This is a genomic window from Kitasatospora nipponensis, from assembly GCF_039528135.1.
Classification (GTDB): Bacteria; Actinomycetota; Actinomycetes; order Streptomycetales; family Streptomycetaceae; genus Kitasatospora; species Kitasatospora nipponensis.
In genome coordinates this window covers 25,354-37,831 of the sequence record NZ_BAAALF010000072.1, presented here as the reverse complement: position 1 = coordinate 37,831, position 12,478 = coordinate 25,354, and the positions used below count along the sequence as shown (strand labels likewise).

The 12,478-nt window shown below is 72.7% G+C and carries 10 protein-coding genes; 3 read left to right on the top strand and 7 right to left on the bottom strand.

Annotated features, from left to right (window positions below; genetic code table 11):
* Window positions 1-58: 58 nt before the first annotated feature.
* The 3 genes from ABD323_RS20545 to ABD323_RS20535 all read right to left on the bottom strand — a co-directional run bounded on the left by ABD323_RS20545 (window position 59) and on the right by ABD323_RS20535 (window position 3,938).
* A complete protein-coding gene (locus tag ABD323_RS20545; protein ID WP_344443238.1) occupies window positions 59-2,734 on the bottom strand; it encodes an SdrD B-like domain-containing protein in 2,676 nt (891 codons plus the stop codon).
* Between the two features lie 426 nt (window positions 2,735-3,160).
* A complete protein-coding gene (locus tag ABD323_RS20540) occupies window positions 3,161-3,289 on the bottom strand; it encodes a hypothetical protein (RefSeq protein ID WP_344443237.1) in 129 nt (42 codons plus the stop codon).
* Window positions 3,290-3,386: 97 nt separating this feature from the next.
* A complete protein-coding gene (locus tag ABD323_RS20535; RefSeq protein WP_344443236.1) occupies window positions 3,387-3,938 on the bottom strand; it encodes a GNAT family N-acetyltransferase in 552 nt (183 codons plus the stop codon).
* A 286-nt stretch (window positions 3,939-4,224) separates the two neighbouring features.
* On the opposite strand from ABD323_RS20535, the gene ABD323_RS20525 reads away from it, so the two are divergent.
* From ABD323_RS20525 to ABD323_RS20515, 3 genes are read left to right on the top strand one after another with little or no spacing between them, the layout of a single operon-like run.
* Window positions 4,225-4,638 carry a hypothetical protein gene (locus tag ABD323_RS20525; protein WP_344443235.1) on the top strand — a complete coding sequence of 138 codons (414 nt, stop codon included), beginning with the start codon at window positions 4,225-4,227 and terminating at the stop codon, window positions 4,636-4,638.
* The gene (locus ABD323_RS20520) at window positions 4,635-6,503 is read left to right on the top strand and encodes a GMC family oxidoreductase (protein WP_344443234.1); all 1,869 of its coding nucleotides are present in this window, start codon (window positions 4,635-4,637) and stop codon (window positions 6,501-6,503) included. The genes ABD323_RS20525 and ABD323_RS20520 overlap by 4 nt, the downstream gene beginning before the upstream one ends.
* A gap of 3 nt (window positions 6,504-6,506) precedes the next feature.
* Entirely contained in the window at window positions 6,507-7,412 is a 906-nt protein-coding gene (locus tag ABD323_RS20515) for a hypothetical protein (RefSeq protein ID WP_344443232.1), read from the top strand.
* 54 nt (window positions 7,413-7,466) lie between these two features.
* Here the strand turns inward: ABD323_RS20515 and ABD323_RS20510 are convergent, their stop codons facing one another.
* The 4 genes from ABD323_RS20510 to ABD323_RS20495 all read right to left on the bottom strand — a co-directional run bounded on the left by ABD323_RS20510 (window position 7,467) and on the right by ABD323_RS20495 (window position 12,435).
* On the bottom strand, window positions 7,467-8,441 hold the full coding sequence (locus tag ABD323_RS20510) for a serine hydrolase domain-containing protein (RefSeq protein ID WP_344443231.1): 975 nt from the start codon (window positions 8,439-8,441) through the stop codon (window positions 7,467-7,469).
* Window positions 8,442-8,557: 116 nt separating this feature from the next.
* On the bottom strand, window positions 8,558-9,589 hold the full coding sequence (locus ABD323_RS20505) for a TIGR03842 family LLM class F420-dependent oxidoreductase (protein WP_344443230.1): 1,032 nt from the start codon (window positions 9,587-9,589) through the stop codon (window positions 8,558-8,560).
* Window positions 9,590-9,676: 87 nt separating this feature from the next.
* Complete coding sequence (hydA, locus tag ABD323_RS20500) at window positions 9,677-11,077, bottom strand: dihydropyrimidinase (protein WP_344443229.1); 1,401 nt, start codon at window positions 11,075-11,077, stop codon at window positions 9,677-9,679.
* A complete protein-coding gene (locus ABD323_RS20495) occupies window positions 11,074-12,435 on the bottom strand; it encodes an aspartate aminotransferase family protein (RefSeq protein ID WP_344443228.1) in 1,362 nt (453 codons plus the stop codon). The genes hydA and ABD323_RS20495 overlap by 4 nt, the downstream gene beginning before the upstream one ends.
* Window positions 12,436-12,478 lie beyond the last annotated feature (43 nt).

The following is a 12,478-nucleotide window of genomic DNA, read 5'->3' as shown; positions in this document are numbered from 1 at the left end:
CACCCCCCCCGCCCGATCCGGCCCCGGGAAAGACGGTGCCGATCGCCCCTCGCGGGACCTAGCCGCGCTGTGCCGAGGCCTTGCGCCTGCGCGTCAGCACGAGCGTCGCGGCGCCGACCGCGGTGAACGCGGCGCCACCGACCAGGGCGAACGGAACCAGCTCGTTCATGCCGGTGAAGGCCAGGCTCGAGCCGGGCGGGGAGCCCGGGCCCGGCACGACCGGCACCGGCGTGGTCGCGGCGGGCGTCGGCGTCGGGGACTGGTCCGGCGTCGGCGTCGGCGTGGGTGTCGGGGACTGTTCCGGCGTCGGCGTGGGTGTGGGCGACGGGTCCGGCGTCGGTGTGGGGGTCGGCGTCGGGGTGACGATCTTCTGGTTGACCGCCGTCACCGAGACCCCGGTGGTGAGGTTGTCGGCCGTCAGGACCAGTGGCCCGAAGACGGTCGAGTCCGGCGCGGTGTAGCCTGCGGGCGGGCTGACCTCCTGCCAGTAGTACGTCCCCACCGTGCCACTGCCCTGGCAGATGCCGTCGGCCCCGGTGGTGCAGACGGCGCCCACCTTGGTGTCCGGCTTCGACCCGTCGCTCTGCAGGCCGTCGGTGCCGTTGCTCTCCTCCCACAGTTGGAACGCGGCTCCGGCCAGCGCCTTGCCGTCCTGGTCGTGCTTGACCACGCGCAGCACGCCCTCCTGCTGCCGGAAGCCGAAGTCGTAGGTGTGGTTGTTCTCGCCCGGCCCGCCGGTGGTCAGCGCCTTCACGGGGAACGCCGTACCGGGCGGCACGGTCCCCTTGGAGTCGATGAAGTGGTTGGTCCCGACGTTCGCGTCGGTCGGCACCCACTCGTAGAGCGGACCGTCCTTGGCGTAGTCGGCCGGATCGTCGAGCTTGATGGTGTAGCCGCTCTTCGGCTTGAGTCCGCCGGTGACGTCGGAGTCGTCGAAGTAGTACTCGCCCCGCGCCGTCGTCTTCGTCGTGCCGACCAACGTGCCCGATCCGTCGTACAGGTGGACCGTCACCCCGGCCGCCGGCCGCCGGCCCGGGTCCTGGATGCCGGTGCGCTGCGGGTCGTACCAGACGCGGTTGCCGATCTGCAGGGGCGCCTGGTCGCAGAGCACCTCCAGGTCGCCCATCGAGGCGCCCTTGCCGAACGCCGAGTTGACACCCGCGGGGTTGAGTCGCAGCCCGTCCGGCGGGTGCTGCTCACCGTCGCGCCCGACGAAGGCGGTGCCGGTCCCGAAGGCCGTGCTGTTGGGGTCGAAGCTGGAGACCGCGATGGTGTCCTCCACCTTGGAGAGCGCCATCCCCGCGAACGCGGCATTGTGGTGGGCCCCCAACCGGCTGTTGTCGAAGAACCGGGTACCCCGGGGGGAGAGCCCGCAGCCGCTGTTGGTGTCCATCACGTACGTCCCGCCCGCCAGGCAGGCCTTGTTCAGGTCGCCGCCCGACAGCACCAGGCCGGGGGTTCCCGGCGTGGGACCGGCCGGCGCGCGGTCGCCGAACCGGTCGCGGAAGGCCAGCAGCATCGAGCCGTCGGTCTCGAAGCCGATCTCGCCCAACTCCGGTTCCGGCTGGGCGAGGTAACTCGTGCAGGCCTGGCCGCTCTGCGAGGTCGGCCAGGTGTTGGTCCAGGGCCACCACCCCGTGCCGCCGTCGCACGCGCCCGAACCGACCGTGGACTGCCGGGGGTAGTCCAGCGGTTGGTCCAGTACCGGCTTGCCGAAGGCCCCGGTGGCGGGGTCGAACGGCATGACCACCACGCGCAGGTCGGAGGTCTTGCCTGTGGACTCGCCGGAGCAGACACCGCCGACGTATCCGGCGCGGTCCTGCAGGCCCAGGCCGAACGGCCGCCAGTCCCCGGCCCCCGGGCAGCCCGGGTCCGGGATGCTGAAGGCGGCCTCGGGCGCCGTGGCGGTCGCCGCGGTGGCGTCGTACTCGTAGAGCTTGCGATCGTGGAGGTTGACGACGAACAGGGAGGACCCGTCCTCGGTGATCTTGATGCCGCCCAGGCTCTCCTCGCCGGGCACGGCCAGGAAGGCGTCATCGGTGCCTGGACCGTGCACCGTCGTGCCCGCGTCCGGGACCACGGTGAAGAGGGAGGTCTTCTTCGCCGCGATGTCGGTCACGTAGATGCCGCCGGGTCCACCCGGGCCGTAGTCCGTGGTGCGCTTGGCCACCGCCGAGGAGAAGACCCGCTTGTCGGCCTTGTTCCAGGCGATGCCGTACAGCGCCCCGGTGTCGGCGTTGGTGGCGATGTCGGTGACGTTGACACCGCCGGCGCCGTCCTGCCCGCGCGTGTCGTACGGGAAGGAGACCAGCGTGCGCTGGGATCCTCCCTCGCGCGAGGCAGGCTGACAGGTCGTCACCAGCGGCGCGTTCTTCTGGCAGTAGTCGCCGGGGCTCCACAGGCCGGTGGTGAAGGACACGCTCTTGTTGCCGGAGAGGTCGACGAACTCCTCGTTGCTGCTCAGCTTGGTCGGTCCGCCGTCCAGGCCTTGCGGTGAGGCGAAGGCCGGGAACAGTACGCCCGGCTGCGGATTCACCACCTGCACGCGGTACTTGCCGCCGGTGGCCTTGCTCTGCGCCGGGTTCAGGGTGAGCGTGCCGTCGGCCGCCGTGGCACCGGTGATGCTGGTGCCGGCGTCGTCGGTGAGGGTCACCGTGACACCGCCGATGCCCGGTTCCAGCCCGGGCGTCCAGGTGCCGCTGGTGTCGACGGCCCGGATCACCCTGACCGTCACCGTGCCGTCCCCGGCCTGCGGGTACGCCGACGGCGCCAATACCAACGAGCAACTGCCGAGCCAGAGGACGAGCGCTGCGACGCCGCCCGTCGCGCGCAGACCGGGCCTGCCCGGCCGTCGCCGACCGGGCCCGCGCGCGCTGCCTGCTACGTGTTCACGTGTGTCTGTCATCCCCTGCTCTCATCGTTCACATGGGGCAACCGCCCACATCGGGGAGGGAGTACATGAGATAGCGGAGAACCGCCTCGCACATGAGCCTAGGGGGGATTTGGGCAAGATCTTGGCGAAATGGCGAAGTACGTCGTCATGAACCTGTCGCTCAGATGAGCAGTCTTCACGTTGATTCGCAGGCCATGGGGCTCGTAGGGGATCCGGATGGGAGGCTCGTGCCGGTGGGTGGCTTGATCGGCGGGAGGTGACCGTCTGTCACTGGGTGATCTCGGTGCTCGTCGGCAGGAGGAGGAGAGTGCGCATCACCTGATCGCCTGCCCGGATGCCCGGCCACAGGACCAGGCCCGCGTGCCGGCGCCCGGCGGACAGGGTGGGGTGCACCATCGGAGCGAGGCGGGGCCCCTGCAGCTCTCCGCCGTTGCTCGCCTCCGCCCCGACGTCCAGACGGGCCGTGACGGCTCGGTAGCGGAGCGCCCGGTGCTCAGCCCCTCGGGACGGCGAGCTCGATCTCGCGGAACGGTGCGTCACCGGGGACGAGGACCGTGGCGCCGGTGCGTGCGAAGCCGACCTTGCGGTAGAGGGCCTCGGCCCGGGCGTTGTCCTCGTGGACATGGAGGCGGACCCGTTCGACGGTGGGTTCGGCCAGCGACCAGGACCACTCCAGGGCCGCCTCGAGCAACCGCTCGGCCAGGCCGGCGCCCCGTGCCGCGGGATGTACGAAGACGCCGACGACGTGCGTCTGCGCCACCTCCGGCAGCTGCCCGAAAGCCGTTTCGTCGCCCGGCAGTTCGACGCGGGCGCTGACCGTGCCCAGCCACGCGCCGTCGGCCCGCTCCGCCACGAACTGCCGCATGGACCGCCCCTCGGCGGAGGCCTCGGCGCGGGCCAGCCAGAAGTCGTCGGGCCTGGCGACGGCCGCCTCCAGCGTCTCCAGGAAGGCCAGGTGCGCCACGGGGTCCCGGAGGGCGGCCAGCCGTATCTCCTTGGCCTTGGGCCAGTCCTGGTGCCGCACGGTCTTGATGGTGTACGTCATGCGCGGATCCTCGCATCCACCGGGGCGGCCTCCGCAACGGGATTTCGCCGCACGGGCACGAACATCCTGATCAACGCCGGTTGCCCCGGCTGCGTCCCGGCCGACCTCAACGGGTTCCGCGGTGTGCGCACCCCGGGCTGAGCTCCGCGCGTTCACTCGTTCGGGTGGTGGCCGCCGGGATCCGGAATGGCTCGTGGGGTGCGGGGCAGTCTGCGCGGGGTGCTCGAAGGCATGAGCACGGCAACCGCGAGAAGGGCGATTCGGGGTGGGGAGCAAGGAATTCGTCGTGCTGTCGGCTGCGCTGACGGGCTTCGACGAGGGCGAACTGCACGCCACCGGCATGGTCGAGGTGTACCACGCGACGGTGCTGGCGCGGCTCGGTGAGCCGGAACTGGCGCTACTGACCGCGCTGTTGGAGGAGGGGCGGGACATCGAGGAGGCGCTGCCGCCCCGGGATCCGCGGACGGCGGAGGCCGCGGTCGCGATCGCCTACCTCTGGTACACGGGCGCCTGGCCCACCGCCGAGGGCGGGGCGGTGGTGGTGAGCCCCGAGACGTACGCGGCGGGGTTGCTCTGGACCACATTCGGCGGGCACGCACCCGGTACGGTCGGCCCCGGCTACGGCAGTTGGTCCACTCCGCCGCTGTCCGGCGCCGGTGCCGGCCTGTCCGCGGTGGCGAGCACGGCGGCGCAGCGGTGACCGCGTTCCCGCCCGAGGCACCCGACGGGCCCTGGGACGTGATCGTGGCCGGCGCGGGCTTCGCCGGGTCACTGGTGGCCGCACGGCTGGGGGCACACGGTCACCGGGTGCTGGTCCTGGAGGCCGGCCGGCGCTCCCCGGCGCCGGACCACGGGCACCAGGATCACCTGCGGGCCTACCACGCCGCTGCCGCCAAGGTGCCCAACTCGCCCTACCCGACCAGCCCGGCCGCGCCGTCACCCGACGTCACCGACCTGGTCGGCACGCCGGGCGGCGGCTACCGCGCCACCGGCCACCTGCGCCAGAGGGGCCCGCTGCCGTACGGCAGCGGCTACCTGCGCGCCAACGGTGGGACGGGGCTGGCCTGGACGGGCCTGGCCCTGCGCATGCACCCGGAGGACTTCCGGGCCGGGGACTTCGGCCCGGGCCGCAACTGGCCTTTCGGCTACCACGAGTTGGAGCCCTACTACCGGCAGGCGGAGGAGGAGCTGGGGGTGGCCGCGGCCGCCGAGGAGCAGCGGGCGGCCGTCGGCCTCCCGCTGCCCGCCGGCTACGTCTTCCCGAACCACCAGATCGCCCGCAGCCACCTGGACCAGGTGCTGGCCCAGGCGTTGGACGGCGCGTCGGTGCACGACCCCGAGGCCGGCCGGGACGTGCGGCTGCGGGTGACCGGCACCCCGCACGCCCGCAACGGCCTGCCCAACCCGTCGTACCGCGGCGGCTCCACCGATCCCACGTCCGTCGCCGCGGCGCAGCACCGGCCGCGCTGCGCCGGTCATGCGAGCTGCGTGCCGATCTGCCCCGCGCAGGCCAAGTACACCCCGCTGCGGACCCAGCAGCGCTGGTCGGACTCGGTCACCCTGGTGGCCCGCGCGGTGGTGTCCCGGGTGCTGACGGACGCCAACGGGCGGGCCACCGGCGTGCGGTACCGCCGCTACGACGACGCCACGGGCGCGCCCGTCGGGCCGGTCCGCACGGCGTCCACCGGGCCGGCCGGGCTGGTGGTGCTGGCCGCGCACGCCATCGAGAACGCCCGGCTGCTGCTCGCCTCCGGCCTGGCGAACCGCACCGACCAGGTGGGCCGCCATCTGATGGACCACCCGGTACTGCTCACCTGGGGTCTGATGCCACGTCAGATCGGTCCCTACCGTGGACCGGGCTCCACCGCGGGACTGGAGGGCTTCCGGTTCGGCGCGGCCCGGGCCCGCCGGGCGCCGTTCCGGATCGAGATCGGCAACTGGGGCTGGACCTGGGCGACCGGCACGCCGGACGTCCGCGTCGCCGAACTCCTGCGCCAGGGCGGGCGGCAGGGGCGCGGCCTGTTCGGTCCGGCGCTGCGCCGCACGGTCGGCGACCGGGTCGGGCGCGAGTTCGCCCTGCAGTTCGAGATGGAGCAGGAGGCCGACCCCGCCAACCGGGTCACCATCGACCACCGGGACGTGGACCGCCTCGGCCATCCGCGCCCGGTCCTGCACTACGACCTCTCCGAGCACGTCAAGCGCGGGATGGCGGCGGCCCGCGCGGTCTCGGACCAGCTCTTCGCCCGACTGGGCGCCGAGGACCACACCCGCCACGATCCGGATCCCGGGCGGCCCGGCTGCTTCGAGTACCGCGGCCGCTGGTACGCCTACCGGGGCGCGGGGCACAGCGGGGGCACCCACCTGATGGGCACTTCGGCCGCCGACTCGGTGGTCGACCCGTGGCAGCGCTGCTGGGACCACCCCAACCTCTACGCGGTGGGCTGCGGAAGCATGCCCTCACTGGGGACCTCCAACCCCTCACTGACCATGGCGGCGCTCGCCCTTCGCAGCGCCGACCAGATGCACCGTGACCTCACTCCACGACACCTGACCCTGGGGACATGACCGATGGCCGACCTCCGGACCACCACCGCGCTGCCGCTGCCGCTTTCGTTGCCGCTTCCGTCGCAACTGCCGCTGCCGCCGGTGGCCGAGCCCTACCACCTGCCGTTCCACTACGGCGCCCTGCACCAGCTCGGTGTCGACTACCTGGTCGATCCGGCCCCGGCGCGCGAACTGCTGGCCGAGCGCCACCCGCAGCTGAGCGCGGCCGACTTCGGGGGACGGGCCTGCGTCTCGGTCAACTTCCAGCTGTACTTCGCCCAGTACCCGGGTGGCGCGGGCGTCACGCAGGAGGTGGAGGTCAGCATCATCGCCTACCCCACGGTCTGCGCACCCCTGCTGCCGCGCGTCGACTACGCCGGGTACGCCCGCGGGCACGACCAGACCAGGCTGCTGGGGATCGCCCGGATCCACGTGGTCTGCGACAACCCGCTCGCCATCGACGCCGGGACCAGGTTGTACGCGGAACCCAAGTACCCGGGCTGGTTCGAGGCCACCATGCCCTCGCTCAACGGGCCCTCCACCGACCAGCGGTGGTCGGTCGCCTGCCGGCCCGCCCGGCTCACGCAGGCCGGGCAGGGGCTGGACCGCCAGGACGGGCTGCTGTTCTCGCTGGACGCCGACCTCACCGGGCTGCCCTTCGAGCCGGTCAACAACGCCCCGGTCACCGGCTACGGCACCGACCCGCAGGACCGCCTGCTGGCCGGCCCGATGAACGTCTACCAGCCGTACCGATACCACGAGTTGAGCCCCAGGGAGGCGGCCCGGGTTCGGCTGGCCGCCGGCGGCAGCGGCGTCGGCCGGGAGTTGGCCACCCTGCTCGGCACCGCACCGCCCGTCGGCGCGTGGACCTTCCAGTCGCCCCCGGTGGCCGCCCACAACCGTCCGTACTACCTGCCGGCCACTCTCTGAGCGGCTGTTCGGCAGTGATCCGGGCGGCCCGGGAGGCAGTCGACCTGCGGGGTCTCAGGCGGCGAAGTCGTCCACGGCCTCGGCGATGTCGTCCCCGGTCAGGGGGTGTTGCACGGCGCTGAGCAGCCGTGCCACGGCGGGGAGGGCGGTGTCCTGGCCGGCGAGGACCACACTCACGTGGTCCTGGTCGGGGAGCAGGAGCAGGGCGGCCCGGTAGCCCGGCAGGCGTCCGTTGAGGTACATCTGTCCCGACCGCCCCAGGGCCCAGCCGAGCCCGTAGGTCATCGGGTCGTCGGGCCGGGTGCGCGGGCGACGGATCTCCTCCAGGAGGGCCCGGTCGGCGAGCAGGCCCTCGCCGACGGTCAGGAGGTCCGACACCGACGACCACAGGCCCCCGCTGGGCCGGCGGCTGCGGGGGTAGGCGGGCAGCGGGAGTTCGGCCGTGCCGCTCCACCCGGTGACGGACGACACGGGGGTGTCGAAACCCGTCCGGGTGAGGCCCCAGGGGTCGAGGAGGCTCGCGCGCAGCGTGTTCTCGTAGGTCGTGCCGCCCAGGGCCGCCAGGACCGAGCCCGCCAGGAAGTAGTTGCCGTTGTAGTAGGACCACCGCTCGCCGGGCGCCCGCTCGTTCCCGGCGCGGACCACCAGCCGGGCGGCCTCCAGGAGCGCTTCGTCCCCCTCGCCCAGAGCCTGCGCGGCCGCCGCGTCCACCGAGGCGCGCAGGCCGGAGACCTGCCCCAGGATCTGCTCGACGGTCAGGCGCTCCTCGGCCCGCCAGTCCGGCGCGAGGGCGGGGAGCAGGTCCAGCACGGGCGTGTCCAGCGGGATGCCCCGGTCCCGCAGCGCGCGCACCAGCGCGGTGGAGGTGAGGACCTTCGTCAGCGACGCGATGCGGAAGCCCGACTCCGCGGTCACCGCCACCGTCCCACGGGTCGCCGTCGTGCGCACGCCCGCGGTCGACGAACCCGCCGCCACGGCCGGGACCTCGCGAAGACCTGCCTGTTCGTCCACCAGCTTCTGAAGATTCACAGAGCGCATGATAATCACGGTCGCCGGGCGGCCGTGAGGCCACCACTGTCGCCGCCGCAGTCGCCCCGGTGGCGGCGGGGATGGCGCCCTGGGTGGGCGCCATCCCGGTGGGCGTGTCAGCTGGGGTGGGCGGAGCCCCGGAGGTGCGGGATGACCGTGGAGCCGTAGGCGTCGATGGTGGACTCCACGGCGTCGTGCATGGCGTAGACGGCGAACTGGTCCACGCCCAGCGCCCGCAGCGCCTCCAGCTTCTCGATCTGGGCCTGCGCGCTGCCGATCAGGCAGAACCGGTCGACGATCTCGTCCGGCACGAACCCGGTGTCCGGGTTCCCGGCCCGGCCGTGGTGCGAGTAGTCGTAGCCCTGACGACCCTTGATGTACTCGGTCAGCGCGTCGGGCACCAGGTCCGAGTGCTCGCCGTAGTGGGTGACCAGGTCGGCGACGTGGTTGCCGACCATGCCCCCGAACCAGCGGCACTGCTCGCGCGCGTGGGCCAGCGCGGCGGGCGAGTCGTCCGCGGTGACGTAGGCCGGCGCGGCGACGCAGATGGTGACCGAGGCCGGGTCGCGCCCGGCCTCGGCGGCCGCCCGGCGCACCGCCCGGATCATGTACTCGGTGAGGTACGGGTCGGCCAGCTGCAGGATGAAACCGTCCGCCTGACGACCCGTCAGGGCCAGCGCCTTCGGTCCGTAGGCGCCCATCCAGATCGGCAGCCGGCTCTCGCGCACCCAGGGCAGGTGCACCTCGGTGCCGTCCAGCTCCACCGTGCGGCCCTCGGCCAGCTCCTTGATGACGTGCATCGCCTCGCTCAGCCGGGCCAGGGTCGCCGGGTGGCGCCCGGCCACCCGCATCGCCGAGTCGCCGCGACCGATCCCGCAGACCGTCCGGTTGCCGAACATGTCGTTGAGCGTGGCGAAGAGCGAGGCGGTCACCTCCCAGGTCCGGGTGGAGGGGTTGGTCACCATCGGGCCGACGGTCAGGGTGCTGGTCGAGGAGAGGATCTGGCTGTAGATCACGAACGGCTCCTGCCACAGCACGCAGGAGTCGAAGGTCCAGCCGTGGCTGAAGCCGGCGGCCTCGGCGCGCTGCATGCGCTCGACCAGCAGCCGGGCGGGCGGGTCGGTCTGGAGCACGAGTCCGATGTCCATACGCAACTACCTTCGTCACAGGGGTCGGTGGGGTCACAGGGGTGGGGAGGTGTGTCAGGGGGTGGGAGGTGTGAGAGGTGTCCGGGCTCAGAGGTACTGGCAGGTGGCCCGCGGCAGGAAGACGCCGTGCCCGGCGTGGCCCAGCCAGCGCCCGTCGTCCAGCAGCACGCTGCCGCGGGACAGCACGGTCTCCACCCGCCCGGTCAACTCCCGTCCCTCGTAGGCGGAGTAGTCCACGTTCATGTGGTGGGTGGCGGCCGAGACGGTCTGCCGGGCCGCCGGGTCGTAGATCACGACGTCGGCGTCGGCGCCCGGCGCGATGGTGCCCTTGCGCGGGTAGAGTCCGAACATCCGGGCCGGGGTGGCGCAGGCGATCTCGATCCAGCGCCGCCGCGAGATCCGTCCCTCGACCACGGCCTGGTGCAGCAGGTCCATCCGGTTCTCCACCCCGGGCAGGCCGTTGGGGATCTTGGAGAAGTCGCCGCGGCCGAGGTCCTTCTGGCCGGTGAAGCAGAACGGGCAGTGGTCGGTGGAGACCACCTGGAGGTCGTTGGTGCGCAGGCCCTTCCAGAGCTCCGCCTGGTGCTCACGCGGCCGCAGCGGCGTCGAGCAGACGTACTTGGCGCCTTCGAAGCCCGGCGCGGCGAGGTCGTCGGTGGAGAGGAAGAGGTACTGCGGACAGGTCTCGCCGAAGACCGGCAGGCCCTGGTCGCGGGCGGTGGCCAGCTCGGCCAGTGCGGAGGCGGCCGAGACGTGCACCACGTAGAGGGGCGAACCCGCGACCTGGGCCAGCTTGATCGCCCGGTGGGTGGCCTCGGCCTCCAGCAACTCGCGGCGCACCTCGCCGTGGTAGCGCGGGTCGGTGTGCCCGGCTGCCAGCGCCTGCTCCACCAGAACGTCGATGGCGATGCCGTTCTCCGCGTGCATCATGATCAGCCCGCCGTTGGCCGCGCCGCGCTGCATCGCGCGCAGGATGCGCCCGTCGTCGCTGTAGAAGACGCCGGGATAGGCCATGAAGAGCTTGAAGGAGGTGGACTCGCCGGTGCCGACCAGCAGGTCCATCTCCTTGAGCACGGCCTCGTTGACGTCCGAGACGATGGTGTGGAAGCCGTAGTCGACCGCGCAGTTGCCCTGGGCCTTGGCGTGCCAGGCGTCCAGGCCCTCGCGCAGCGAGCCGCCGACCGGCTGCACGGCGAAGTCGATGATCGTGGTGGTGCCGCCCCAGGCCGCGGCCCGGGTGCCGGTCTCGAAGGTGTCCGAGGCGAACGTGCCGCCGAACGGCAGCTCCATGTGGGTGTGCGCGTCCACCCCGCCCGGCAGCACGTAACGGCCGGTCGCGTCGATCACGCTCTCGGCCTGCCAACCGGCCGCCGCCGCACTGTCGCTGGCCGCCAGGGCGACGATCTGCTGGTCCTCGATCAGTACGTCGGCGAGCATCTCCTCGGCGGCGGTGATCACCAGTCCGCCGCGGATAAGGATCCGGCTCATGCCCGCGCCCCCTGCCGGTCGGCCGGCGCCTGTGGTGCCTGCTGGTCCGCCCGGGCCCGTTCCGCCTCGCGCTGGGCGCCGGCCCGGCGCAGCGCCTCGATCAGCAGGTCGGCGCCCTCCCGGGCCTCGGCCTCGGTCAGCGAGAGCGGTGGCGCGATCCGCAGGGTGTTGCCCGACCGGCCACCCTTGCCGACCAACAGGCCCAGTTCCCGGGCGTGTTCGAGGGTCGCGGAGGCGGCCTCGGCGTCGCTCAGGGCCAGCCCCAGCATGAGCCCGCGCCCGCGCAGCTGGTGCACCACCGGCAGGTCGACGCAGGCCTCGGCCAGCCGCTCGCGCAGCACCGCGCCGGTGCGCAGGGCGTTGCCCTGGAGGTCGTTCTCGAGCAGGTAGCGCAGGTTGGCCAGCGCGGCGGCGGTGGTGATCGGGCTGCCGCCGAAGGTGGAGATGGAGTTGGCGCCCAGGCTGTCCATCACCTCGGCGCGGGCCACCACCCCGCCCATCGACATCCCGTTGGCGATGCCCTTGGCGAAGGTGAGCAGGTCGGGCGGGCCGGCCTGCCCGTGCGCCTGCCAGCCCCAGAAGTGGTCGCCGGTGCGGCCCCAGCCGGTCTGCACCTCGTCGCTGATCCACAGGATCCCGTGCCGGTCCAGCACCCGCTTGAAGGCGGCCAGCAGCCCGTCCGGCCCCTGGGTGAACCCGCCGACCCCCTGGATCGGTTCGGCGATCAGCGCGGCCACCGTGCCCTGCGCCTGGCCGAGCATGTCCTCCAGGTCCGCGACGCAGGCGGTGATGAACTCGCCGTCCGACAGGTGCGCGTAGGGTCCGGCGTCGCGCACCCCGCCGTGCACGTAGAGGGTCTGCAGCGGGGAGAGGCTGGTGGGGGACCAGGCCGTGTTGCCGGTGATCCCCACCGTGGAGAAGGACCGGCCGTGGTAGCTGTTGCGCAGTGCCAGCACCTGGTTGGAGCGGCGGTAGCCGGTGGCCAGCAGCAGGGCGGTGTCGTTGGCCTCGGTGCCGGAGGTGGTGAAGAACACCTTGGCGTCCGGGATGCCCGACAACTGCGCCACCTGCTCGGCCAGTTCGATCATCTGGCGGGAGAGGTAGAGGGTCGAGGTGTGCAGGATCCGGCCGGCCTGCTCGGCCACCGCCTTGGTCACCTCGGGCAGCGCGTGCGCGGTCATGGTGGTCAGGATGCCGCCGAAGAAGTCGAGGTAGCGGTTGCCCTCGGCGTCCCAGACGTGCCGGCCCTCACCGTGGGTCAGCTCGATCGGCTCCCGGTAGTAGGTGGCCAGCCAGGACGGCAGCACGGCGCGATGGCGCTCGTACAGGGCGGCGGACTGGTGCTGCGTGACGGTCATCGGTCCCTCCACGGGGCTCGGCGAAAGGGGGCTCGGCGAAACG

What these genes read in the sequence shown, in the direction of transcription:
- ABD323_RS20515 (WP_344443232.1), top strand. Translation starts at nt 6,507, where the DNA reads ATGGCCGACCTCCGGACCACCACCGCGCTGCCGCTGCCGCTTTCGTTG.
- ABD323_RS20505 (WP_344443230.1), bottom strand. Translation starts at nt 9,589, where the DNA reads ATGGACATCGGACTCGTGCTCCAGACCGACCCGCCCGCCCGGCTGCTG.
- ABD323_RS20495 (WP_344443228.1), bottom strand. Translation starts at nt 12,435, where the DNA reads ATGACCGTCACGCAGCACCAGTCCGCCGCCCTGTACGAGCGCCATCGC.
- ABD323_RS20535 (WP_344443236.1), bottom strand. Translation starts at nt 3,938, where the DNA reads ATGACGTACACCATCAAGACCGTGCGGCACCAGGACTGGCCCAAGGCC.
- ABD323_RS20540 (WP_344443237.1), bottom strand. Translation starts at nt 3,289, where the DNA reads ATGGTGCACCCCACCCTGTCCGCCGGGCGCCGGCACGCGGGCCTGGTC.
- hydA (WP_344443229.1), bottom strand. Translation starts at nt 11,077, where the DNA reads ATGAGCCGGATCCTTATCCGCGGCGGACTGGTGATCACCGCCGCCGAG.